General features: G+C 39.3%; 24 protein-coding genes. 6 read left to right on the top strand and 18 right to left on the bottom strand.

The window, feature by feature from the left end:
* The first annotated feature begins 1 nt into the window (after position 1).
* Both ACXAC4_RS02630 and ACXAC4_RS02635 read left to right on the top strand, forming a co-directional pair.
* Positions 2-379, top strand: coding sequence for a MerR family transcriptional regulator (locus tag ACXAC4_RS02630; RefSeq protein ID WP_475158800.1), 378 nt, complete (start codon positions 2-4; stop codon positions 377-379).
* A gap of 486 nt (positions 380-865) precedes the next feature.
* Positions 866-1,636, top strand: a complete 771-nt coding sequence (locus tag ACXAC4_RS02635) for a DUF4097 family beta strand repeat-containing protein (RefSeq protein ID WP_475158802.1) — start codon at positions 866-868, stop codon at positions 1,634-1,636.
* Positions 1,637-1,729: 93 nt separating this feature from the next.
* Here ACXAC4_RS02635 and ACXAC4_RS02640 read toward each other — a convergent pair whose 3' ends face one another.
* From ACXAC4_RS02640 to ACXAC4_RS02665, 6 genes are all read right to left on the bottom strand, one after another.
* Complete coding sequence (locus tag ACXAC4_RS02640; RefSeq protein ID WP_475158803.1) at positions 1,730-3,523, bottom strand: ABC transporter ATP-binding protein; 1,794 nt, start codon at positions 3,521-3,523, stop codon at positions 1,730-1,732.
* Positions 3,524-3,683: 160 nt separating this feature from the next.
* The gene (gene speE, locus ACXAC4_RS02645) at positions 3,684-4,631 is read right to left on the bottom strand and encodes a polyamine aminopropyltransferase (protein WP_475158805.1); all 948 of its coding nucleotides are present in this window, start codon (positions 4,629-4,631) and stop codon (positions 3,684-3,686) included.
* A gap of 20 nt (positions 4,632-4,651) precedes the next feature.
* On the bottom strand, positions 4,652-5,089 hold the full coding sequence (speD, locus tag ACXAC4_RS02650; protein WP_475158806.1) for an adenosylmethionine decarboxylase: 438 nt from the start codon (positions 5,087-5,089) through the stop codon (positions 4,652-4,654).
* 197 nt (positions 5,090-5,286) lie between these two features.
* On the bottom strand, positions 5,287-7,026 hold the full coding sequence (locus ACXAC4_RS02655) for a hypothetical protein (protein WP_475158808.1): 1,740 nt from the start codon (positions 7,024-7,026) through the stop codon (positions 5,287-5,289).
* Positions 7,027-7,145: 119 nt separating this feature from the next.
* The gene (locus tag ACXAC4_RS02660) at positions 7,146-7,994 is read right to left on the bottom strand and encodes an HAD family hydrolase (RefSeq protein WP_475158810.1); all 849 of its coding nucleotides are present in this window, start codon (positions 7,992-7,994) and stop codon (positions 7,146-7,148) included.
* A 167-nt stretch (positions 7,995-8,161) separates the two neighbouring features.
* Positions 8,162-9,070 (bottom strand): LysR substrate-binding domain-containing protein, encoded by a 909-nt coding sequence (locus ACXAC4_RS02665; RefSeq protein WP_475158814.1) that lies wholly within the window; start codon positions 9,068-9,070, stop codon positions 8,162-8,164.
* Positions 9,071-9,186: 116 nt separating this feature from the next.
* Between ACXAC4_RS02665 and ACXAC4_RS02670 the strand changes: the two genes are divergently transcribed.
* Entirely contained in the window at positions 9,187-10,053 is an 867-nt protein-coding gene (locus tag ACXAC4_RS02670) for a pirin family protein (RefSeq protein WP_475158816.1), read from the top strand.
* A gap of 64 nt (positions 10,054-10,117) precedes the next feature.
* On the opposite strand, the gene ACXAC4_RS02675 is transcribed toward ACXAC4_RS02670, so the two are convergent.
* Positions 10,118-10,324 carry a hypothetical protein gene (locus ACXAC4_RS02675; RefSeq protein WP_475158819.1) on the bottom strand — a complete coding sequence of 69 codons (207 nt, stop codon included), beginning with the start codon at positions 10,322-10,324 and terminating at the stop codon, positions 10,118-10,120.
* A 219-nt stretch (positions 10,325-10,543) separates the two neighbouring features.
* Positions 10,544-11,410 (bottom strand): AraC family transcriptional regulator, encoded by an 867-nt coding sequence (locus tag ACXAC4_RS02680; RefSeq protein ID WP_475158821.1) that lies wholly within the window; start codon positions 11,408-11,410, stop codon positions 10,544-10,546.
* A 325-nt stretch (positions 11,411-11,735) separates the two neighbouring features.
* Here ACXAC4_RS02680 and ACXAC4_RS02685 point away from each other — a divergent pair, with 325 nt between their 5' ends.
* Together ACXAC4_RS02685 and ACXAC4_RS02690 are read left to right on the top strand one after the other, a co-directional pair.
* Positions 11,736-12,785 carry an MBL fold metallo-hydrolase gene (locus tag ACXAC4_RS02685; protein WP_475158824.1) on the top strand — a complete coding sequence of 350 codons (1,050 nt, stop codon included), beginning with the start codon at positions 11,736-11,738 and terminating at the stop codon, positions 12,783-12,785.
* A gap of 130 nt (positions 12,786-12,915) precedes the next feature.
* Entirely contained in the window at positions 12,916-14,946 is a 2,031-nt protein-coding gene (locus ACXAC4_RS02690; RefSeq protein ID WP_475158827.1) for a winged helix-turn-helix domain-containing protein, read from the top strand.
* A 34-nt stretch (positions 14,947-14,980) separates the two neighbouring features.
* On the opposite strand, the gene ACXAC4_RS02695 is transcribed toward ACXAC4_RS02690, so the two are convergent.
* From ACXAC4_RS02695 to ACXAC4_RS02740, 10 genes are all read right to left on the bottom strand, one after another.
* Positions 14,981-15,289, bottom strand: a complete 309-nt coding sequence (locus ACXAC4_RS02695; RefSeq protein ID WP_138628931.1) for a DUF6172 family protein — start codon at positions 15,287-15,289, stop codon at positions 14,981-14,983.
* Between the two features lie 264 nt (positions 15,290-15,553).
* On the bottom strand, positions 15,554-16,354 hold the full coding sequence (locus tag ACXAC4_RS02700) for a hypothetical protein (protein ID WP_475158830.1): 801 nt from the start codon (positions 16,352-16,354) through the stop codon (positions 15,554-15,556).
* A gap of 71 nt (positions 16,355-16,425) precedes the next feature.
* Complete coding sequence (locus ACXAC4_RS02705) at positions 16,426-16,896, bottom strand: hypothetical protein (protein WP_475158831.1); 471 nt, start codon at positions 16,894-16,896, stop codon at positions 16,426-16,428.
* A 455-nt stretch (positions 16,897-17,351) separates the two neighbouring features.
* The gene (locus tag ACXAC4_RS02710) at positions 17,352-17,906 is read right to left on the bottom strand and encodes a helix-turn-helix transcriptional regulator (RefSeq protein ID WP_475158833.1); all 555 of its coding nucleotides are present in this window, start codon (positions 17,904-17,906) and stop codon (positions 17,352-17,354) included.
* Positions 17,907-17,996: 90 nt separating this feature from the next.
* Positions 17,997-18,392, bottom strand: coding sequence for an MAPEG family protein (locus tag ACXAC4_RS02715; protein WP_475158834.1), 396 nt, complete (start codon positions 18,390-18,392; stop codon positions 17,997-17,999).
* A 106-nt stretch (positions 18,393-18,498) separates the two neighbouring features.
* Positions 18,499-18,750 carry a hypothetical protein gene (locus tag ACXAC4_RS02720; RefSeq protein ID WP_475158836.1) on the bottom strand — a complete coding sequence of 84 codons (252 nt, stop codon included), beginning with the start codon at positions 18,748-18,750 and terminating at the stop codon, positions 18,499-18,501.
* Positions 18,751-18,936: 186 nt separating this feature from the next.
* Positions 18,937-19,731 (bottom strand): hypothetical protein, encoded by a 795-nt coding sequence (locus tag ACXAC4_RS02725; protein ID WP_475158839.1) that lies wholly within the window; start codon positions 19,729-19,731, stop codon positions 18,937-18,939.
* A 230-nt stretch (positions 19,732-19,961) separates the two neighbouring features.
* On the bottom strand, positions 19,962-20,669 hold the full coding sequence (locus tag ACXAC4_RS02730; RefSeq protein ID WP_475158842.1) for an energy transducer TonB: 708 nt from the start codon (positions 20,667-20,669) through the stop codon (positions 19,962-19,964).
* Complete coding sequence (locus ACXAC4_RS02735) at positions 20,638-21,045, bottom strand: ExbD/TolR family protein (RefSeq protein WP_475158843.1); 408 nt, start codon at positions 21,043-21,045, stop codon at positions 20,638-20,640. Before ACXAC4_RS02735 ends, ACXAC4_RS02730 begins: the two co-directional genes overlap by 32 nt.
* Entirely contained in the window at positions 21,032-21,610 is a 579-nt protein-coding gene (locus ACXAC4_RS02740; RefSeq protein ID WP_475158845.1) for a MotA/TolQ/ExbB proton channel family protein, read from the bottom strand. Before ACXAC4_RS02740 ends, ACXAC4_RS02735 begins: the two co-directional genes overlap by 14 nt.
* A gap of 186 nt (positions 21,611-21,796) precedes the next feature.
* Between ACXAC4_RS02740 and def the strand changes: the two genes are divergently transcribed.
* Positions 21,797-22,345, top strand: coding sequence for a peptide deformylase (def, locus tag ACXAC4_RS02745; protein ID WP_475158847.1), 549 nt, complete (start codon positions 21,797-21,799; stop codon positions 22,343-22,345).
* The last annotated feature ends 42 nt before the right edge of the window (positions 22,346-22,387 follow it).

Below are 22,387 nucleotides of genomic sequence, written 5' to 3' on the forward strand. Positions count from 1 at the left end.
TATGAGAATTAAAGCAATATGTTTAAAGACAGGACTGAGCAAAGACACCATTCGTTTTTATGAAAAGCTGGGATTATTAAGCAATGTAGAGAAAGGCTTAAATGGCTATAAAAATTATACTGATACCCATGTTGAGCAACTTAATTTGATAAAGCATGCAAAAGAACTTGGCTTTACCTTAGAAGAAATAAAGCAACTAGCCGCTTTGTTATTCTCAAGGCAACTGACTATGTCTGAAATGAGTAGTTTCTTAAAGCAAAAAGAGCAAGAGATTGATAATAAAATTAAAAAGTTGCATGAATTTAAAGTACACATCAGAGAGACGTTAGAGGGAAGTTGTGAGTATAGAACGCAGTTAGAGAAATTATCGGGTAAATGAGGGTCTTATCTTGGCGGCTATGAGAGTGGTTTATTTATGATGCGAAAAGTAATGTTGCCCGCAAAGTGTATTTTGCACGATTTGGCCTCACGCTCAACGCTAGTCTTGCTGCGCGCACTGAAAATGAAAAGTTTTAAGGCTATGTTGTTTACATCCATGTAGCTACGCCCATCGGGTATCCATACCCTCACCTCCTCGCGCTGCGAAACTTCGTTTCGGTCGCTCGTCGCCCTTGTGCAAAATAACCTTGCTTCGAAGGAGTTAATCGCAGCGTTATTTAAAATTGCTTATTTCACGTTGCGCAAAAGTAATCTTGCTCCGCAAGATGTATATCTTATCGCTTGTTAAGATGGCTTTCTTCACCTTGCGCAAAGAGAATGTGCTCGCTTCGCTTGCTGTCATTAACTCTTTGCACTTTATTTAAACCTTTCCTTTACGGGTTGCGTCTTATTGGGTAATACAGGTGATTAAGAGAAAGGAAAGGCCATGAACTTATTAAAACCAACTTTAGCATTCGCGCTTTGTGCACTAACTTCTGTAAGTGTATTTGCTCATAACGGTCAGCGTTACACTGAAACTGTGGAGAAGACGTTCTCTGCAGATGCAGGCACGCAATTACAAATCGAAAATATCAATGGCAAAGTAGAGATTGAAGCATGGAACAAGGACGAAGTGCTTGTAACTGCAACTATCTACAGTAAAGACAAAGAGGGCAGGGAAAGGGTTGAGGTTGAGCTATCACAAAGAGGCAATATCATTGATATCGAAACGCACTTTGCTAAGCAGTTTGGCTGGAATAATAACGGCTATGCCAAGGTAGATTACTTTATTAATGTGCCTGCGCACATTGAGTTAGATGACGTAGAGCTAAATAATGGTTCGTTATCTATCAAAGGCGTGACCGGAGCTGTTAATGCATCTTTAAATAATGGCAGCATGGTGGCGACAGGGCTTGCTGGTAATACGCGTGTAGAGAGCAACAATGGCTCTGTTAAATTATCGTTTAGCGATGTATTAACAGACCTGACAGATGTGGATGTTGAATCGCAAAATGGGTCGATTACGGTTTATTTCCCTGATTCGATTGATGCCAGCATTAAAGCCAAATCGAATAATGGCTCAATTAGCAATAACTTTGGTTTAGAGGTAGATAAAAGTCGTTCGAACCGCAAAACGCTGTCTGGCGAAATAGGTTCGGGCAAGGCCAAAGTTACACTGTCGAGTAATAACGGCTCTATTCGTATTAAAAATCTTTGATAAGGTAACGAGCAAGAAGGGAAGGTCAGTGACATAATTCACTGACCTTTTTGGTTTTATAAGCGATTTAATCTTATCGAAACTGGTTTTAAATTAAGTTACAGCAGTGAGAATCTCTTCTGGTTTTCCGTCTCTAGTAATCTTGCCATCTTTAATTTCAATAATGCGGTCCATCATTGTGAGCACATCATAGGAATGGGCAATTGAAATAACCGTTTTTCCTTTCATAAGTGTCTTTAAAGAATGAATGAATTCGGCTTTTAGGGCAGGGTCCAACGCGCTATTTGCTTCATCTAACAAGAGCAGTTTTTTATCTCTTAAAATGGCTCTGGCAAGTGCTAAACGTTGTCGTTGGCCTCCTGATAATTGTCCGCCATTTTCACCAATAAAAGCATCAAGCCCTTGTCGACCCTGTGCGTCTTTGTATTGCAGTACAAAGTTCAAAGCATTGGCTTTTTCAAGTGCTAGGTATACATCTGCTTTTTTTATGTGATTTAAGCCAAATACAACGTTGTTGTAGATACTTTGATTAAATAGCCCGATGTCTTGATTGAGAAAGCTAATCTCACCACAGATACTGCCTGTTTCATAGTCTTCAATATTTTTGCCATCGATATAAATTGCGCCTTTTTCAATTTCGTCGATACCGCTGAGCATATTAAGTAATGATGATTTGCCTGCACCAGATGGGCCTATGATCCCCACCTTCTCTCCGGGTTTTATTTTTAAAGAGAAATCGCTGAATAAAGGCGCTTTATTTTCATAGCCAAACTCGACATTCTTAAACGTAATTTTGCCTCGGCTGATACGGAAAGTTCCTTCTTCTTCATCATATTCGACCTCTTCGAGGAATTCATTGATGACATTTCTTCCAACTGTTATTTGACCCCAAGACACGAAGAAAGCATCAAACTCTTCTAGGCACCATTCAGATAGAGAAATCACACGATATACGAGGGCTAAAACCATTGAAAACTCACCAATGGTGAGACTGTTATTCGTCCAGAGTTCTAAACATAGTATGCCAGTGCCAACAATTAATACGCCATTGAGTAGACCCACCATAGAGGCAAAACTTGAGAATACGCGAAACTCTTTTGCCACCACTCTGCGATGTCTGTTTGCCCATTTTTCAGCAAACTTTTGTTCGTATTGCGAGTTAGAGAGCATTTTAACGGTGCGGATCCGAGCAAAGCGCTCGGTAAATTTTCCAGTGATCTCCGCGCAGCTTTGTGCTTCTAAGCGGTTGGTGATTCTTGCATTTGGGATCCACCGGCCAATTAATAGGGCGATAAATATGCTTGTCCAAGCGATAAAAGGGATTACAAGCCAACCATCAATATTACCAATATACAGTAGTAATGCTCCTAAAAAGGCCAGTAAGAAACCTGCGACACCACAAAACTGCAACACAGTATCAATAATGGCTTCAGAGGTATCGACAATGACAATGGCTGTTTCGCCGGGGTCATCCTCTTCGTGATAGCTCGCAGGGGAGGCAATTAAAGTTCTGTACAACTTTATAAGGGTATTCTTTTGTAAATTAGGACCTAGTAGTTGCTGAAAAATAAGGTTTTTTAACAGCGTGATTAGCGGAATAATAACGGCAATGGTGAAGGCTACCAGTGTGAGTTCAAGCCCTTTCTCATTCAATTGGGTACGATCATGCGTCATGTCTAGCCAATCAATAAGATCGCCTAAAAAATCGAACGTCACAATCTGTAATACCCCACCGAAAAGAGCAATACAGAAGGCGATGACTATCCACCCAGAAAATTCTTTAGTGCATTGACGAATAAAGGCAAAGTTATGAGCGGTCTCACGTAACTGACTGTCAAAGGTGTCTTTGTGGCCTAGTTTTTCAAATAGTGTAAATAGTGCTTTCATCGAATTGTGTGATACCTAAGAGCGAAATGTGGCACTTGAGGTGAATGCTTAAGGATTAAATGAGTAAAGCCACTGAGGTGGTTTTAACCCTATCTCAGTGGCTTTAAATCGCTTATCTATACGCATCTGCACATGGTGTTATAAACCTGCAGCGCGTTTTTTAGAGATGAGATGTCTCTGGTGTATAGTCATCCCAATCACCAGCTTCTGGCATCGACAATTGATCGACATTCTCACATTTTACTGCTTGATTTACGTACTCACGCATGTCTTTTGATAAGAAAAATGAGCCAAAATGCGCTTCTGGTGAGTAGTATTTAGTTTGAATATCAGCTTTATTAAAGCGAGATTCAATCTCTTCGAGTGATAACGTATTAATGGTGCCGCTGCGCGTTGCCCAGATAAAAGCATGAGAGCCACCAAAGTAATCAAAACATCCACCCATATAAATACCTGCAGGGTTATTAAAGGCCTGAGTTAAGCGCGACACCATTGATTGCATCATATAAGGTTCGAAGTAAGGTGTGCCACCTTGCGCAACTAAGATACCATCTGATTTAAGTGCAGATAGACAGTTATTAAAAAAGCTTTGTGTGAATAAGGTTTCTGAAGCGCCGCCATCTGGGTCGGCTGCATCTAGCACGATCAGATCAAAGCAGTCACTGTACTGTGGAATAATTTCCGCGCCATCGCCAATGCGCAGTTCAAATCTTGGGTCGTCAAAGGCGCCGTTATTGATTTCAGGTAAAAACTCGCGACTAAGCTCAATAATTTGTTCATCAATATCAAGCATAACGACTTTTTCTACGTCGTGATGCTTTAGTATTTCGCGGGCACTACCACCATCTCCACCGCCAACAATTAATACATTTTTCACTTTGTTATGTACCAAAGTTGGTACATGGACCATCATTTCGTGATAGATATGCTCACCGCGGGTTGTCACTTGAATACCATCATCAATACGCATCACTTTACCTAAGTGACGAGTTTCAAAGATGCTAACGTCTTGGAACTCAGTTTCTACATTTGCCAATTCTTTTTCTGAACGAAGTGCCACGTGAACGCCACTTGTCATCTGTTCATAATGCCATTTAATTTTAGTCATTGCGTGCATACTCCGTGTTGTTATGCGGTTTTGAGTGTTGTATTTAGTTGCGGATTTAACAATGGTTCAAACTGACCTAAGCGATTGACATTACCGCCTCGCGTTAAAGTGTTTATCATCATTTTCTTAGGTTTAAAGCATTGCTCAATAACTGATAAGCAGAGTTCAGGATTTGCATCGCCACACATAAAAATATCCATGGCTGCAAAGTGATATTCAGGCCATGTGTGAATAGAAATATGGCTTTCAGCCAAAATGATCATGCCAGATACGCCACCATTGGTTTCGAATGGGTGTAAGTGTGTTTTTAAAATTGTGGCTTTAGCTGCATTAGCGCAGTCAATCATCATGTTTTCAATATGTTGTTCGCCAACAAGATTTGACGCTTCAAAAATATCGACCGTGATATGCTGTCCTAAAGGTTGGACAGAGTGTGCTCCAAAAGGTGGTTTATTCATTCTTTTACCTGCGCTCTGTTTTGAACGCAGACATTGCAGCATTGAAATGTGCAATGATTGTGGAGTCGCGTTGACTATAAAAAGTAAACGGTTGGAAGTTGTTTGGTGTGTGTAGTGAAACGGTAAGGCTAAATATGTTTAAAAGACGTCACTTTGTGTGAGCTTGAAAGCTACACAAAGTGACGGTACTCGAAGAGTTACAGCTTTTTAATCATAATTTGGGTGTCAGTAACCACCCCTTTCTCTGCAACATCAAGGTTAATTTGCATTTGTGTATTTTGACCAATGAACTGTTCAAATTCGTCACCTAATTCTTCACCTGCAATTTCGGCGCCCTTTAAGAGTGCTTTAAAGAATTTATCGGAATTCATTGAAAATGCCATCATGCCGTTTGCTTCAACGGTTTGTTTAGTTAAAGTGTCAGCAAACTTTTTGCCTTGCTCTCCAGTGTAAAAAGTTAAATGATTACCTTTTAATGCAAGGTAGATTGGTGCATCTAACTCAAACCCAGCAGGAAGGAACTCATTTACTTCAATGGCAGAGCCATCTGCAGGTAAGGTGACTCCTGCGAGTGTAGGCTCGAAGCTTTTCGCAATATTAAATAAAGCTTCAGCATCATCGGCAGAAATTGTCGCAAGTACATTGAGTGATTTGAAATCAGGTTGCCCAGGGTTTTGCGCATGCTCCACAATTTCGACATCAAAAAGACTTACACTGACACCCTTCAAAGAGCCAAGCATGCCGGTCATCATTGCGAGTGCCGCAGGGTTGGCGTCTTTACTTTGCGCTTGCGCTGCAACGAGAGGTTGGCAACTAAATTCAGCCGAAGCAAAACGTGCCCACACTGTATTAACCATAGGGGAAATCTTCGACGCATTGAGGCCATATGCAAAAGAAATCATCGCCTCCCCCATATTTTTTGCGTGCTCAGGGATAAAACCGCGAGCGTTGCTCATCGCATCAAGCACTTTCTTGTCTGTCGATGCGAATACAGTAGATACTTGAATATCAGCATAGTTATGTGTGATTTCAACTTTTTGTGTACCAGATACAATCGCAGGCCAATTACTAGCCATATCAGCAAAATCTTGTTGGCAAGCTTCATTTCGGATGAGTGCTAGGTCGTCTTCACTCCCTAATAAAGCAAGCAAACCATCAAGCATTCTTGTGGTATTGCTTTGCGGGTTTTTCGCAGTAAGGGCATCAACTAGAAGGGTTGTGTCAAGGTAAGCAAGAGATTGGCCATCTAATTGATAGTCATTAATGTATTGTTCAACACGATTCGTTTCACTGAGTGCTTTTGCTGGCTTTGTGGCTGCCAGTGCCACCTTTAAGTCTTCTTCGGTATTAAAGGCCGTGTCTAAAGTGAGTGTGACCCAGTCACCTTTGGTTGAGACAACAATATCAAATAGCTTTTCATCTCCCTGCTCGATAACAAAGCGGGTAATAGGCAGGCCAGCTAATTCAGCCGTTTCATAACGCACACCAGATTGTTCTGCGGCTGTTTTAATCGTTTGTACAAAGGTTTCAACATTGGCTAATTTAGCTCTGCCGACAGGCAGAAGCCCCACTGAATAACTTAACATTTTAAAGTCATTGTCAGCGCCCCACGTTTTGGCAAAGGCTTCTGATGAATTTAAGCTCTTAGTATAGCTTTCCATAAGTCTAACGAAGAAACGCTCATTGCTAGAGGCATCGCTTTGCTGCATCAGCTCAACTAGATCATCAAATTGATGCGTATTCTTGAATGCATCAGGCAATACGTCTAGATATTCAAGGTATGGAAACCCTTCAAGCTGCGACCAAAAAAAGACAGTATCGGCAGGTACATAATCTAGTTGTGGTAATGGGGTGTATGAATTGTTTTGGTTAGAAACAAAATATGCGCCAGAGGCAACAGCGGTCCCCGTGACTGCTGCTAATATTAGTTTTTTCATATTCTTACTCCATAAGAATTATTATTATCCAAGTTCCTTTTAGGATAACAGGATATTACCTGTCAAAGTAGCAAAAATAGGGGCTAGTTACGGCTTTTTAGCCTAAATAATCATACGCTTTACAGTGAAAAGCGTTGAGTTAAAAACTTCGCCACACCATCTTCGTTATGGTGACCTATCACAGCAGTGGCGGCTTGTTTATTTTCAATGTTAGCATTCTCTGGTGCATAACATTCGTCTGCAATTTCGAACATACTTAAATCGTTGTCACCATCACCAAAACAAATGATTGATTCAATATTGTGTAACTCTTTTAATTTAGCGATTGCAGTACCCTTGGTCGCTTTTACATGATGCACATCTATCCAGCGGTACGCCTCATGTTCTATGGCTTGCCCTGAATAAGCGATTAAATGGTTGAGTTCATCAATGGTGTTGTGAACTGAAATAACTTCATCACGCGGGCCAATCATACTGATATTGGTAATTTGAAAGTCGTGATTCAACTTGCTTAAAGGCAACATGCGCGTTTTTGGTGATAACCCAAATTGCTCTAACAAGGCTTGTTCAAATCGGTTTTTATATTCGCCGTGAAAAACAATGCGCTCTCCTTGGTCGTTGAGTGCATTAATAAATGGGTGCGCAGAGTTCGATATCATTACTTCAGTTGCAGCTAATGCTTCATCGAGGCCTAAACAATTATCAAAGCTAAAACGCTGCTGTGTCGGGCAATAAGTAACAACGCCATTGGTATATATCTGAGGCAGAGAAAAAGTGTGACCCTTTAAAATGTCTTCTGCAGATAAAAAGCTTCTGCCTGTGGCAATGGTGTAGTGAATACCTCGCTTGTCCATTTCTCGAAGTGTTTTAAGCGTAAATGGTGTTAGCTGCGAGTGTTTGTTAAGCAAAGTTCTATCAAGGTCAAATACGACGAGTTGTTTTATTTCTTGCTGGGTATGTATATTCAAGCTGAGGATCCTAGGTTGAAATATCAAAGAACATAATTTTATGCTGATTTAAGTTTCTACTTGCAAAAGCCTAACATAGATCATTGCTAGGTGATTGAAGTCACAGTCCAATAGCAATACTTAAAAGTATGTCTAAAGATTATGACAAAGCTTTTACTCAGGCTTAGTTACCCATTCATCACACTGGGTAGCTTGTCACGAATAAAGTCGGCTAATACTTTAATGTGGGCGGGAACACCAAGCCTTGATGGCATCACTAAACTTAAATTTGCTGCTTGTGTTAGGTATTCAGGCAATACACGAACAAGTTCTCCGCTTTTTAGTTCTGATTTGCAGACATAATTAGGCAGTGAGGTAACACCAAGCCCAGCAACGGCTGCGCGTTTGAGTGTGCTCATATCTTCAGAGCAAAGTTTGGCTATCACCGTTTGCGATATGTTTTGGCCATTGCCATCAAGGAGGTTAATGGTGTTCGCTTGATTAAAGCGACCAACCTTTAAGAAGTTGAGCTGAGCCAAGTCAGAGGCATCTTTTAAATATGTCACTTTTTCTAACAGAGCGGGAGAGGCGAATAACGGCCAGTCGACTCGTGCAATAAAACGTTGGATCAAGCTTGAGTCGGGTAGGTCACAGCTATGCCCCCGAATTGCCAAATCGACGCCTTCTGCGATCAGGTTAGTCATGCTGTTTGAAACGCGCTGTTCTATTTTTACCTGCGGATGTCGCTCGGCGAACTCAATCAATAACTCCCCTAGAGCGTATTGAGCAACTCCGGTTGAGCAGCTGATCACAGCTTTGCCAGAGAGTTCACCTTGGGTATTCTTCATGGCAGACTCAGCCAGCTCCATGGCATCAACGAGCTTACGAGCATGCTCATAGAAGTGCAGGCCTTCTTGTGTCACCGCGACATGTCGAGAAGTGCGTTGCAGTAGTCTAACTCCAAGGCGGGCTTCAAGCTGTGCGACATGTCTGCTCAACCGAGACTTTGGCATTTGTAGTGCTACAGCCGCAGCCGTGTAACCTTGCTTTTCCACGACGTGTACGAAGTAGTAATAGTCGTTGAGGTCTAATTTCATGAATACTTTAGATTGTTCTAAATATGGAACGGTAAGTTCGATTGTTGTCTATTTTTGTGCCAATTCCAAGTTGTTATAGTTATTTCATCGCAAAGAGTTCAACAGGAAATAGTAAAATGACGACTTATGAAAACAAAAATGAAACAATTGATTTCTCACCAGTGACAGGTAACCCACTTAATATTGGCGAAGGCTTTACCGGTTTAGGCTTTCGCCACAAACAATTTAACGGTGTGATGGACCCCTTGATCATGGCGGATCATTATACGATGACAGTACCGACCTTTGGCGCACATCCTCATGCCGGTATCTCAGCGGTATCTGTACTGTTTGAAGACACTGAGGGAAAGTTTAATAACCGTGATTCGCTGGGCAATGACTTTGATATTGAAGCGGGGGATTTATATTGGCTCAATGCCGGTAGCGGTGCAATTCATGATGAAGCGCCAAGGCCGGGGGCCAAAATTCATGGCTTACAGGTTTTTGTAAACCTACCTGCAAAGCTAAAACATGCAGCACCAAGTTCACTGCATATAAAGCGTGAAGACATGCCAACTCTTGAGGGGCTAGGTTATAGAATTCGTTTGGTATTAGGAGAAAGTAATGGACACTCTTCACAAGACAATGCCGTTTGGCCTGTGACTATTTTAGATGGTTATGCTGATAACCAAGCTCAGTTTATTCATCAAGTTCAAAGCGGATTTAATACTTGGCTATATGCCGTAGAGGGCGATATTGAGTATCAGTTAGGTGGTTATTGGGCAAGCTTAAAGCAAGGGTTATCAATTGCACTCACTTTTGAGCAGTTACAACAATTAACTGTGAGAGGTACAGCGTCTAAACAAAGTCACTTTGTGGTGATGTCGGGCGAACCAATCAAAGAAGCGTTTGTTCAACAAGGTCCATTTGCCATGACAACGCAACAAGAAATTGATGATGTTGTGGCTAAGTATGAAGCGGGTGAGTTGGGTAGTATTGTTTAGCTCGTTCGTTACAAAGGGGAGTTTACTCCCCTTGTGTCATTACTAAACAACTGAGTATATGAATTTAGAAATACCCTATTCTCGGTGAGCCACCTTCATTCTCACAGCGGTAGTATGCAGCCTGAGCAGAACGCGAGTTGTAATGTTCTTCATACCAAGCCAGTTGTCCACCTTTTTCACAAAATACATAAGTTGCAGTGCGAGCTTCTGAAACTGGCGACATAGAAGCGACAAATAAGGTTGCAAGTGCGATTAATGTTGTTTTAATCATTTTGATTTCCTTTCATTTATTAATATAAGTTTTGAATGCTTTTTAAACACACGAAACTGATACTATAGAATGTTATTTATTTGTAAATACTGATTTTCTTTATTGGGTACGTGGGTTTCAGATGATGTAAAAGGAAACGTTGCATGCAGTAGAACCTATAAGCGCTATTCGTGAAAGAAAACTAGGGTGTTTGATTAATTTAACACCCTAGTTTAATGATTACTCTACCAAGCAATAAATACGTGTAAGCAGGTCTTGCGGTGCAACTTCTCGCAGATCGTTTAAGTACTCTTCAAACGGTGGAAAGTCTTTTAATTGATATTGGCTAGTTGGTAAATATTCACCAAACAACCAGTCATAAGGCTTTTCAAGTTCTGGATAATCCCCTTTAAATAATAAAGACACAGAGTTAGAAGCTGGAATGCTCATTACTTCAAATTCATGCTGTTCTGGGAGGGTAGTTGAATCAACCGTAATACAGGCTTTTGATCTTAACTCATCTGCTTTAACGGTTTTAGGGTCGTCGTAGTAAATGCCAAAGTAGCGTGTTTTATCGTTAATTAAACCGAGTTTGCCAGCCATCATTGAAAGCTTTTCAAATGCTTGGCCTATCTGCATATAGTCACCGCTGTGCTCAATGGCGATTAAAGAAAGCGCGGGTGTTGTTTGTTGTTCAACTTGATACATGGTTTTGTATTCCTTATCTGATTTTGGATAAAGCACGGTCACCTGCTTATCAGCTCTTGCTGCACGATATTGGTTTGGTGTTTCTTGATAGTGTTTACTAAACGCTCGGTTAAAAGCTTCAACACTGCCATAGCCAACCTGTTTTGCAATTTGCTGTTGAGACAAGTCACTACGCACTAAATACGCCGCTGCTTTTAATAACCGCATTCTTCTTACCGTGACATTGATGGTCTCTTCGGAAAATTCACGATATATACGATGAAAGTGATAACTAGACATACAGGCCACATCAGCAAGTGCATTGACATCCAGCTCGCCATCCACATGTTCATAGATGTAGTCGATAACTCTAAGCAAGCGTTGCTCATACTGATTTTTGGTAATAAGTTTATGGTTCATGGGTTCACTCAAAATCTAAGTTAAGGTGATGGTTCAGCGACATTGATAAGGTAATGCAAGGCCGTTTGATAATGTTTGCTAACTTTAGTTTGTAACCTAAATCAATACAACAAAATGAAAAATAGGCTAAATAACAATGGAGTTTGTCTTACTTATTTAAATTTTAAATTCATGAATATAAAAGATAAAATTTTTTCTGGATGTTTTTTAAATGTCTTAATCATGGCTGCTATCAGCAAATACCTAGATATTTTCCGTCATTGATTGAGCAAGCGCTAAGACATGCTTGCTAGTTTTTCTACATTTTTATATTCGGAGTTTATATATGTATTACAAAAGTTTAATTGCCCTAGCTTTATTTGGCGCTGCCAGTTTTCAAGCCTGTGCACATAGAGATATTAACTATATGCCTGAGGATGGGTATGCAAGCACTGTTGGGTCAGAGTATGTGGCGCCCTCAATCAAGAGAGTACTTAAATCAAATCAGAAAATTAAAGATCTGGCGAAGCTGAATTTTGATGGAGAAGTAATCGTACAAAGGCTAACTGAGCGAAGTTACTGGCTACAGTATGACTTTTATAGTGTCATTTTTTATGTCGGTGATGAAGGGGTGTTACTACTTGACCCACTCGCGTATGGCAAAGGTAAAAAGGTGTTAGAAGGGATCCGTCGGGTGACGAATAAACCTGTTACTACCTTGGTTTATACCAGTAGCCGAGCCGATCATTTAGAAGATGCAACGGTATTTGTTGAAGCTGCTGAAGCAGAAGGCGTAAAACTTGAGATAATCGCGAGTATAGAGTCAGCAAAGGTCATAAAACAAAATAGGAAAATTCCAGCCCCAACTAAACTAATTTCTCTCGATAAAGGGTCATTTGAATTTGAAGGTGTGACAGTAAAAGCACATGGCTTAATCAGTACGTTAGAAGAGCACGATAGTGCAATTTGGATTATCGAACAAGATAAAGTGGCCCATCAACCACACCTATTGAACCCAGATCAAATTCCGTTTATGAACTTTGCGGGAGCGAGAAGCTACGATAGTTATAAGATGCAATTAGCACAGGTGCAATCATTTGACTGGACATTCTTATCTTCAGGGCATGGAGATATTGGCACAATGGCTGATGTGCAGTTTACCCAGCAGTATATAAATGACATGGAAAAGTCAGTCAGAACGGCGTTTAAAGAGTATCGCGAAAAAGGGTTAGGTGAACGCGAATTTAATAATCATCACGCAATGTTCCATGCGGGCAGAGACTATGTAAATGTGAGAGCTGTAGAGCTTTTAAGAGAAAAGTATGGCGATGTATATGGTTTTGAAGCTGCAGTACAGTCTCATATGAATATGTTTTTAAGCCCTCTATTGAGATAACTGTTTACGCCAGTTTGTAAGGTATTGCGGCACTTATTTAAGGGTCGCTACCTGAGAGGTGTTTTGTGCGATTGCACTTAAGTAATGAGCCCACTATGATGTGGGCTGATTTTGTTTTTACTAATATGCGATGCTTGAAAAACTACAAACAGCTTCTAGCTACCAAATCTCACAGATTAAGGTGTACCCAGATTTAAATACCATTGAAGTGCAAGGGCATAGTCAAAGAGTCGAACCAAAGGTGATGGTTCTCTTAAATTATTTGGCACACCATCAAGGGGAAGTATGTAGTAAGCAGAGTTTAATTGATGCGATCTGGCCCAATCAAATCATCGCAGATGAGGCATTAACTCGACTTATATTTGTTTTGAGAAATGCGTTAAAAGACGATGCTAAATCACCTCAGTACATAGCAACAGTTCCTAAAAAAGGCTATGTGTTGCTACAGCCTATCACTTTGCCAGAGCAGCGTTCAAAGAAGCAGTTACTCATTTTGTTAGCTTCATTGTTTATTGTGTTTGCCAGCTTATGGGCGATGCAACTTCAGCCATCTGCAGAGTACAACATCATTAAAAGCAAGCCAATTACCTTTCAAGAAGGGCGGGAGTATGGCTTAGTTGAAGGGCCGAATTTCTCTGCTTACTTGCATCAATATCAAGGCGAAACTAGGCTTATGGTGGCCGAGCAAGGTGGATCTTATCGTCAGCTAGTCAGTGATGAGTGGCAAAAGCGCAGCTTACAGCTGATTAAGAATACTTTGTTTTATGTGCGTTTCAATGACACAGAAAGCCAGATAGTCAGGCATACTTTATCAGCACAACCAGAAGTACTGTTTACCAGTCAGCGCCCTATCTATTATTTAAGTCTTAATAATGAACAACAAATATTGTTGTTTACGCAATACAATGACACTGTGAATACGGGGTTATACCAGTATTCTTTTATAGACAAGCAAGTATCAGAATTTCAATTTAACACCGCTTATGTCCCCGCTGTTATTGATCAACATTTTTACGATACGAATACTGACAAATTGATATTTGTTGGTGTGCAGGGGCGTTTTCCGGTTATTTATGGTTATCATTCCGAAAATGCGATTTATCAATTTGAAATTAAAGGGTTCGATAGCATAAACAGCATCGCATTAGGAAAGTACGAAAATACACTTCTAGTGGCCGGTAGCTATCAGCTAACTCGAGGTATTTGGTCGGTAAATACCGTTTCTAATGAAGTGACACTGGTACTCAATGCGAATGATGATGTGATCACTTCAGCAACAATGGGAGCTGATCTTCAAAGTGTTTTCTATACTTTAGAGAGTCATCGTCAAGATATTGTGGCGCTAGATTGGCAAGGCCGTAATATAAATTTACCTGAGCTAAATTCGACTCTGAGAGAAGGGCTGGCGCAATATTCGAAAGACAATACACGAATTTTCTTTTTTTCGGATAGAAGTGGCGACAGTGAACTGTATCAATATCAGCTCAGCACCTATGAAGTTCAGCAAGTCACTCATATAAAAGCCAGTGCTATATGGCATTACAGTTTATCAAATGACGGAAAGCATCTTGCCATTGTTTATTCAACTGACAAGATTGAGCTAGGCATAGTGGATGTGAGTAATGGGCAATTAATACAAACAACTCAACTAGATGAAATTAAGTTTCCATTAGCTTGGAGTAAAGATGATCAATTTATCTATGTCAGTGAGCACCGCAGTCAAATAGCGATGTATTTGTATGATTCCAAATCATTGATGATAAAGCAAAAGCAAGCGCATCTAGGGTTGAGTGCGGTAGAAGTGGCACATAAAGAAATCATTGCCTTTGATTACACACGAGATCAGTTTGTTCGCTATAACTTCGATCAAAAAGCAGCTAAACCTGTTAGCCTAGTTTTACCTAAAACGACTCATCTAGCCCCACATAGAGTCTATGTCGATGAGGGTCTAGCATATATTATTGATACAAATGACGACTCACATAGGCTTGATAGAATTCAATTTGCAGAATCAAGTAAAGGTTGGCGCACTAGTTTATTGGGGGAGTTTAATAAAAAAGCACGTATACAAAGTATAAACCCTGAACAGCAAACGTTGCTTTTTTCTAAAGGTTATAGCGCTCAAAGTGGCAGCATTATTGAGCTTGAGTTACAGCCCTAAAAGTTCACTTTGAGTCGCATTAAATTTTAGCTGTTTACTCGTCGTCGTAATCAGCAAAATCTGCTGATTCTCTAAACCCAGGCTTTGCTAGGATCTCAACATAAAATGACGTTAAGTTCTCATCTTGTGTTTTATCAATAAGTTTATTGATTTGTGATAAATGCACAGTTTCGGCTTCAGCTTCAGTGTTACCGAATTTACAGTCAAAGTCCCAGTAATCAACGCCCGCAGGTAGCTTTTTATTACGCTCGCGTTTTACATACTTTTTCAGCTCATGCTTAACCGCGTCAACACGGCGTGCGATTTTGATTTTAGGATGAGTTAGTTCAAATGTTTTTTTCATAATTGCCTTCAAGCAAACAAGGGCTCAAGCAGCCGTTAGCCGGTCGAGTAGGTGCATTGAGAAACGAGTAAACTCGCAATTTCATCAATATTAACTTTAGCCGTTAAGTTTACGCGATAATTATAAGTCGTGCGAGAAGGGAATGAATAATTCTGCCTAGTTAAATTAGTAAGCACCAGGCTTGAATACGTCATAGATTGTAAACATGAACGAGTAAAATAACCAAACTCTATAATCACGATATTTAAATTATGTTGGCACGTATTACTCTAGGTTGAATAACACGATGTTTTTAGGGTCATTGAAGTCAAAGGTGCCATTAGAATTAAGCCAAGCTTCAATAGCATCTCTGACAAGTGCTGAGTTGCTAGATTGACGCAAGTCATCAAAAACACTAATAACATCTAATGTATTATTTGCATTTGAAACTAAACTCAGAGCTTGCCATGCCGCCATGGGATTACTATGAGAATGAGTATCTATAATATTTAATAATTGGCTGGTGTGCTCTTGTCCTATTCCATCGTGTAACGAAAATAATAGTTGATTCACTTTAGTGTTTTGGCTATCACCTGCAATCAGTACACTCTCTAGTACATGACTTATTAATTCTGGCTCTCTAAGCGTGATATCTAATTCAGATATAGTAGAAATGATGTTGGCTATTTCGTCGATGCTGCCAACTTGATAGTGTCTCAATCGGTCTAATATTGCATCTTCAATCTGAGAAAGCTGTGCTATGTGTTCAGCTTGTAATAGTTCGATAGAGTCATTCAGGTTTTCTGCAAAGAGTATTTGCTCATATATATCCTTGTCTAAATTGCGACCATTGGTTTGGCAAGTGAGTGTGCCTTTGTGTACGTCGTCTGAAATGGTTAAATGCGTATTTAAATTAGTGTCTTCATTAGATTGCTTGACCGTATTCAATAACACAATATCAGAACGCGAAGTATGAGCTTCGTTGTGTTCTGGTGTTGAAGTAGGCTTTTTATTCGCAAAGAGGTTTGCACCTAAGGCTAGACCAAAGCTAAAGGACAGCAGCACACTTACAATTAATTTATTCATTTTAACCACTCTTTTTTATGAAAAAAGTCTGATCCTTCAGAGCTGTATCAATCCATAGAAGAAATTTAGTTCTAGCAATTTCTATGTTCGTATGCAGCAGGCCAAGGAGAGCCCATTGCAGCCCACAGTGGATCTTGTGCAATTACGATGCAGCGTTTACTGTCTTTTTTACCTGGTAATTTTGCGAACTTAATTGTTCTCACGCTATCGTATTGCTCAGCTTGTCCGTAGTAATCAATCTGCCACCATCCCATTTTGCTTTTAGGACCCATCCAGCCTAAGTAAGTTTTGACATAAAATTGAATAGTTAAGTCATTTTCATTGTCGCATTTATCAGTATTTAGCTGTCTGGTTTTACTTTCCCAAATAGGATAAGTATCAGAGTCTTTGTGTTTACCTTTACAAAACCATTTCACTTTTATATGAGTTGGAAATGAGTTTTTAATATTTAATTTATGTTGACCAGCTTGTGCTGCTTGGCTTGAAAAAAGTAAACCAAGTAGCATCAGTGTTGAACTAACCGTACTAATTTTGCCTATCATATCGACTCCCGAACTTTGAATTTAATAAAGGAAACTTGTTTTCCTTAAGGGGTACTTTAAAGCTTGGTGAAAGAGCTGCATTCACTTAGATGACAAACTTTGAATTAAATTTATTAGCTTTCATTTCATTGATTTATGTGATTTTTGTCACTTTTCTTAGGGTGTTGCTATTTATGTAAAGTTAAACTTCTTAAAAAAAATTTGCTAAAGAGACGGTGCTAAAAAGTAAAGCTATGTAGAAATGTGCAAATAAATTAATGCACATTTTTTAGTAGACGTTAAAGGGAAAACTTTAGAAATAGAGGGGGTGAGGCCTCTATGATTTTATATAGAAAGAGGGTTACATGGCATATTAAAAGAGCGAGGTGCACCCATTAAGGTAGAGGAATAAGAGGGAAAACAAACAAGAGCTAAAGCTTTACTGGCTCAGCTTACAATCCTTGTTTTTATATAAGTTAATTAGAGATGGATTGTTGAGTTATATACTCTGATGGCGATACACCATAATGTTCTTTAAAGCATTGGCTGAAGTAATTCTGTGAAGAAAATCCAACGTCAAGTGCTGTAACTGTCACTGACTCACCTTGAAGCAACTTATTTGCACCTAGCTTTAAACGATGCAGACGAATATATTCGCTAATTGTCATATTAAAATGTGCTTTCACTTTTCTTTGCAATTGGCGTTCACTCAAGGATAAAACATGGCTAATAGAGGTAATATCAATAGATTGCTCAAAGTAGTTTTGTTCAACAAAAGCTGTAAATTTGGAACGGAACTCATCGTCTAATTTAGGTGTTTTATTCTTGAATTTTTTCTCATTAGTTTTATTTAGCTTGATGGCAGAGGGGTTACGTTCATCTGGTTGCTTAGGTATTTCTATTAATGCGTTTTTACGCAGTTTTTCACTCAGCTCTTTATTTGCTTGTTTAAATGATAAGGCCTTGGCACAAAAGTGGGTGAATAAAGAAACGCTGGCGATTAAAGCACATATGAGAGCAACTTCGATCACACTTTGAGGGACTGCTGATGTACTTGCGAAGACATTACAAGGCACAATGTAAATCAAGGCAGCATAAAACTTAGTCATAAAACTTTTAGATTAGTTGATTACTTGGAAAATTAAGCTGATACACACCAATGGACCCGCAATAAATGTACTACCAGCCCCAAAAAATCTTAGGCGATGGGGTTTGGCCATTGTTTCGCAAGTTAGCAAGCCAAAAAAGTGAGCAATTCGCGCGATAGTCAGCCAAGCCATGCATATTAAGAGCCAGCTAGGTGGTTGATGTAAAGATAGAATATAAAATATAAGCGCAATGAAACCGTTGTATTCTGCTGAATTACCGTGAGCTCTTATAGCTTTATGTAGCTTGTCATCTAAAGGTGTTGGCACACCACCAACTACATCTGTTTTTCCGCGGATCAAAGAGACATAAAACCCACCAAAAAACAACAATAACCCTAATAATGAAATACACAAATAAGAAATGAGCATTGCGTTTTATCCACAAGTAATTAATTACTTAATTAGACTAATATTTGAATATGAAGAGAGTATGGAGTAGACAATATAAACAGAGTTTACTGTTTTCCTAATAAGGCTAAAATAAATCGATCTCATCTGTCTTGCCGTTTCTGACATTGTCTTCAGCTAAAACCATCTCTTTTAGCTCTTGGAAACTCTCATTATCTAGCTCAGCTATATGAATACCTTTAAAGATTCGTTTCAGCAATAAATCTTGCTCTGCACAGTAAGAATGCGCAATACCATATGGTGGAATACTAACGGGGTGACCTTTTGAGTTATCTGTATTGACGACACATTGATGACAAAAAATGCAATTTAAAGCCATTTAAGTAAGTTTGAGAGGTAAAGAGATAAGTACAAAATCGTACGCTTAGAATATGGAGTAAGTATGAATTTTGATGTGCTTTACAAAAAGTAAACCGCCCTGTTGTCAGAGTTTGAAAGAAATGGATGAAGTCTTTGGAGTGAAGAAGAGGCACTGAATACGGCAGTGCCTTTGTTTAATTTTATGTTAGTTCAACTTTTCTTGAGCTGGTGAAGATGCTGATGCGGTTAATTTATTTTCTAGTCGCTCAAGTTGCTCAACTAGGGCACTTTGCGTCATTTCAAGCTGTGCAATGCTGCCACCAATCTCTAACTGTTTTGAATCTCTGGTTTGTGCTTGAGATTTTAGTTTATCTATATCTGAACTCAATGCAGTTAACTGATTTTTGATTGATTGCGCATCATCTAATTGCTCTTGTAAAAGAGAGAGCTTTAACGTCATATCAGCTTGATTATCTGATAATGACTTAATATTAGAGGCAGTATTAGATTGTGTTTTATTTTGTTGTGATTGTGAGTTTTCTAGTGCAGCTGTTTGCTCGCGCAGTTTTTTAATTTCTGATTGATTGCGTCGCCAAGCTGATGCCCAGAGCTTATCCATTTGTGTCCAAAGCTCATCGGTACGCTCGGTAATTGCGTTAAGCTTCGCTTTGATGGCGCCTGCAGATTCACCCATTTCTTCACCAGTAGCAGATAAAGCTCGCTCAAGTTCGAGAATTCGTTGCTCAGAGGCAAACAGTTTCGCCTGAGTTTTTAAGTTTTGCTGGTGAAGTGTATAACCGCCAACGGAAAAGCCAATGATTGAAACGATACAAAGCCATAATGCAGCATTACTTGATTTAGCAGGTTGATGATTAACCGTCTCGCTTTTGTCAAATGCAGGCGCTTTGTGATTCGATGGTGCTTGAGACTGCTTAAAGTCTTTAACCTGGTCTAAATCGGGCATAATACTAGGCAACTCAGGTTCAATTCTTTTACTCAAAACATTTACCTTTGATTTGGGGTTAAACAGAATCAAGAAGCTTACTTTAAAATCAGTTTAGATGGAATTAAAAGGGGCTAATACCAATCCTCAAAATAGATTGCTTAGTTAGTGTTATTGGTATAAATTAGGTGAGCTGGGGCAGTCAAAAAGCTAAGTTAGTATTTATACGGTGGTTAACTTGAGTATGGCTCAATAGAAAAGAATTGGTTTCAAATTAAATCCTACAACTAGTTTAGAGAGAAGTTGAACTCGATCATAAATTCTTTGGCTTTGTGGCCTATTGCATTTGTATCGAAAATCCAGAGATTTACCGCTTTAAGCACATCATCATCAAGCGTTTTATGACCCGAAGACTTCGTCATAGTAATAAGATCGATCAGGCCATGCTTGTTGACTAATAACTTGATAACTACTTTCCCTTCAAGTTCATTTTTTCTGGCTTTGTAACTATAGCTCGGAGGCGCCCCTACAGTTAAATTTTGGTAAACCAACTCGGTTGAAAGAGCACCAGAGATTAAAATAGATTCAGGTGTAGGTAATGAGCTTTTGCTGAGCTGAGCAAGTTGATTTGTTTCTGCTGTGCCATCACCTTTCGAGGCCTTGAACTTGTCTATACTTTCTGTTTCTGACTCTTGCTCTCCGGTGCTGTTTTTATTGCCTATACTCACTTTTAATACATTGTCTTTCTGAGTAAGTAAATTGATATTTGATTTATAATTATTTGCGGAGGTTAATTGCGATAAACTGAAATCAGAGGCTTGTGCAGGTCGAGAAAAAAGAGAATTAAGTGTGTTTTTAAAACTGAAATTGTGTCGTTCATTTGAAGAAGACATCCATGGCGAAACAAACATGATGGTTACGACCATGACTATTGTTACCGCCATAATTAAGCGGTGTGAATCGTTATTTAGATCCAGACGTTTCAATATTAACATTGAAAATCTCATTGCTTTTTAATGTATCGAGTACTTTTACGAAATATTCATATTGGCTTTTGTTATCAGCGGCAATATAAATGACAATGTCATCTTTGTGGGTTGATTTTAATTCGACAACTTTTTCACTCAACTGTGTCCACTCTACAGCTTGCTTATCAAAAAATAGGTTATTATCACTATCAATACTTATTGATTTGAATACTTGCGTGTTAGATTGTGAGTTGTCAGCACTAGGTAAATCTACTTTCATACCTTCATGTCTCACCATAAACAACATTAAGTAAAAGAATACTGCGAGCACTAAGAAAATCACATCCATAAGCGGTAGTAAGTTTACAGGTCTATTTGGCTTTGAGTATTTAGACAGTTCCATCTAGCTTTACTTTCATATTGGTGAGAAACATATCTTCTTCAACTAAGTTTTTCTCGGAAATACTTTGGAAGTAACTGTATGTAAAAAGAGAGATAAGGCTGACAATTAACCCAAAGGCCGTTGTAATAAAGGCTTCTGCCATGCCTACCATGGCTGTCGCTGGCTCTAAATCTGTAAATGAGCCCGCCAGGTTAAAAGAGCTGATGATCCCCCAGATAGTGCCTAAGATCCCAAACAAAGGGGCTACACTAGTGATCACGTCGAGAGAACGCATGAAGCGGTTATTCTTCATGAATGTTGACTTTAAATGATTCTCAATTTCTTCATTGTAGAGGGTTTTCTTTTTCTGCGATTGTTCTGCAATTATGATAGCTCTGTCTTTTATACCGTTTGCGGCTGTTTCAATGTGGAGTGAATTCAATAAAGTTGTTCTGTAAGTTAAATTTTTATCAGTATTAACTTTTATCCAGTAAATACTTCGTTCAACTAAGATGATTAATGAAACAACAAGCAGCGTTAAGAGAGGCCACATAAAAATACCTCCTTTTATAAATAATGTTTCCATACATACTCTTTATGACTTTGTAATCGGTACTAAAAATAACCTATCTCATATGTTAATTAATTTCAATGCCACTAATTATATTACCTTAGGTTAAAGTAGCTTTCTGATATGATTAGTATTTATCATGGAAAAGTCACTTTAGGTTTTATTTAAAAATGATCTTCGAGTTTCTAAAATAGAGTTCTTATGCATTCAATCACTCATAAGCTAACCCCCGATATCGCTCAGCTAGGTCAACCAGTGCTGAAACAAAAAGCACAAGTTGTAGAAGATATTCTTGGCGAAGAATGCCAAGATTTAATTAAAGACATGATGTCTGCGGTCGAAGAGGCTGGTGGAGTTGGGATAGCTGCGCCACAAATTTATCACAGCTTGCGTATTTTTATTATGTGTTCAAAGCCTAATGCAAGATACCCCGATGCACCTCTGATGGCCCCTACGGCCATCATCAACCCCGAGATAATCGCTGCCAGTGAAGAAATAGAAAAAGACTGGGAGGGTTGTTTGAGCGTACCGAGCATGCGAGGCTTAGTGCCGAGGCATCAAACTGTGAAAGTAAAATATCACGATGCGCAAGGGCTACAGCATGAAACCGCCTTTACGGGCTTTATTGCACGTATCTTTCAACATGAAATCGATCACTTAGATGGTCTAACGTTTATCGATAGGCTTGAGTCGATGGAAGATTTAGTGAGTGAAAGCTATTGGTATGAGCATTATATGTCTCAGGGGTAAGAATGGGATTTAATCAGGCTCACTTTTCAGTGAGCCTGATTA

It is taken from the genome of Pseudoalteromonas sp. AWM4_233 (assembly GCF_056158285.1).

What these genes read in the sequence shown, in the direction of transcription:
- ACXAC4_RS02630 (WP_475158800.1), top strand. Translation starts at nt 2, where the DNA reads ATGAGAATTAAAGCAATATGTTTAAAGACAGGACTGAGCAAAGACACC.
- ACXAC4_RS02635 (WP_475158802.1), top strand. Translation starts at nt 866, where the DNA reads ATGAACTTATTAAAACCAACTTTAGCATTCGCGCTTTGTGCACTAACT.
- ACXAC4_RS02640 (WP_475158803.1), bottom strand. Translation starts at nt 3,523, where the DNA reads ATGAAAGCACTATTTACACTATTTGAAAAACTAGGCCACAAAGACACC.
- speE (WP_475158805.1), bottom strand. Translation starts at nt 4,631, where the DNA reads ATGACTAAAATTAAATGGCATTATGAACAGATGACAAGTGGCGTTCAC.
- speD (WP_475158806.1), bottom strand. Translation starts at nt 5,089, where the DNA reads ATGAATAAACCACCTTTTGGAGCACACTCTGTCCAACCTTTAGGACAG.
- ACXAC4_RS02655 (WP_475158808.1), bottom strand. Translation starts at nt 7,026, where the DNA reads ATGAAAAAACTAATATTAGCAGCAGTCACGGGGACCGCTGTTGCCTCT.
- ACXAC4_RS02665 (WP_475158814.1), bottom strand. Translation starts at nt 9,070, where the DNA reads ATGAAATTAGACCTCAACGACTATTACTACTTCGTACACGTCGTGGAA.
- ACXAC4_RS02670 (WP_475158816.1), top strand. Translation starts at nt 9,187, where the DNA reads ATGACGACTTATGAAAACAAAAATGAAACAATTGATTTCTCACCAGTG.
- ACXAC4_RS02675 (WP_475158819.1), bottom strand. Translation starts at nt 10,324, where the DNA reads ATGATTAAAACAACATTAATCGCACTTGCAACCTTATTTGTCGCTTCT.
- ACXAC4_RS02680 (WP_475158821.1), bottom strand. Translation starts at nt 11,410, where the DNA reads ATGAACCATAAACTTATTACCAAAAATCAGTATGAGCAACGCTTGCTT.
- ACXAC4_RS02685 (WP_475158824.1), top strand. Translation starts at nt 11,736, where the DNA reads ATGTATTACAAAAGTTTAATTGCCCTAGCTTTATTTGGCGCTGCCAGT.
- ACXAC4_RS02690 (WP_475158827.1), top strand. Translation starts at nt 12,916, where the DNA reads ATGCTTGAAAAACTACAAACAGCTTCTAGCTACCAAATCTCACAGATT.
- ACXAC4_RS02695 (WP_138628931.1), bottom strand. Translation starts at nt 15,289, where the DNA reads ATGAAAAAAACATTTGAACTAACTCATCCTAAAATCAAAATCGCACGC.
- ACXAC4_RS02700 (WP_475158830.1), bottom strand. Translation starts at nt 16,354, where the DNA reads ATGAATAAATTAATTGTAAGTGTGCTGCTGTCCTTTAGCTTTGGTCTA.
- ACXAC4_RS02705 (WP_475158831.1), bottom strand. Translation starts at nt 16,896, where the DNA reads ATGATAGGCAAAATTAGTACGGTTAGTTCAACACTGATGCTACTTGGT.
- ACXAC4_RS02715 (WP_475158834.1), bottom strand. Translation starts at nt 18,392, where the DNA reads ATGCTCATTTCTTATTTGTGTATTTCATTATTAGGGTTATTGTTGTTT.
- ACXAC4_RS02720 (WP_475158836.1), bottom strand. Translation starts at nt 18,750, where the DNA reads ATGGCTTTAAATTGCATTTTTTGTCATCAATGTGTCGTCAATACAGAT.
- ACXAC4_RS02730 (WP_475158842.1), bottom strand. Translation starts at nt 20,669, where the DNA reads ATGTTAATATTGAAACGTCTGGATCTAAATAACGATTCACACCGCTTA.
- ACXAC4_RS02735 (WP_475158843.1), bottom strand. Translation starts at nt 21,045, where the DNA reads ATGGAACTGTCTAAATACTCAAAGCCAAATAGACCTGTAAACTTACTA.
- ACXAC4_RS02740 (WP_475158845.1), bottom strand. Translation starts at nt 21,610, where the DNA reads ATGGAAACATTATTTATAAAAGGAGGTATTTTTATGTGGCCTCTCTTA.
- def (WP_475158847.1), top strand. Translation starts at nt 21,797, where the DNA reads ATGCATTCAATCACTCATAAGCTAACCCCCGATATCGCTCAGCTAGGT.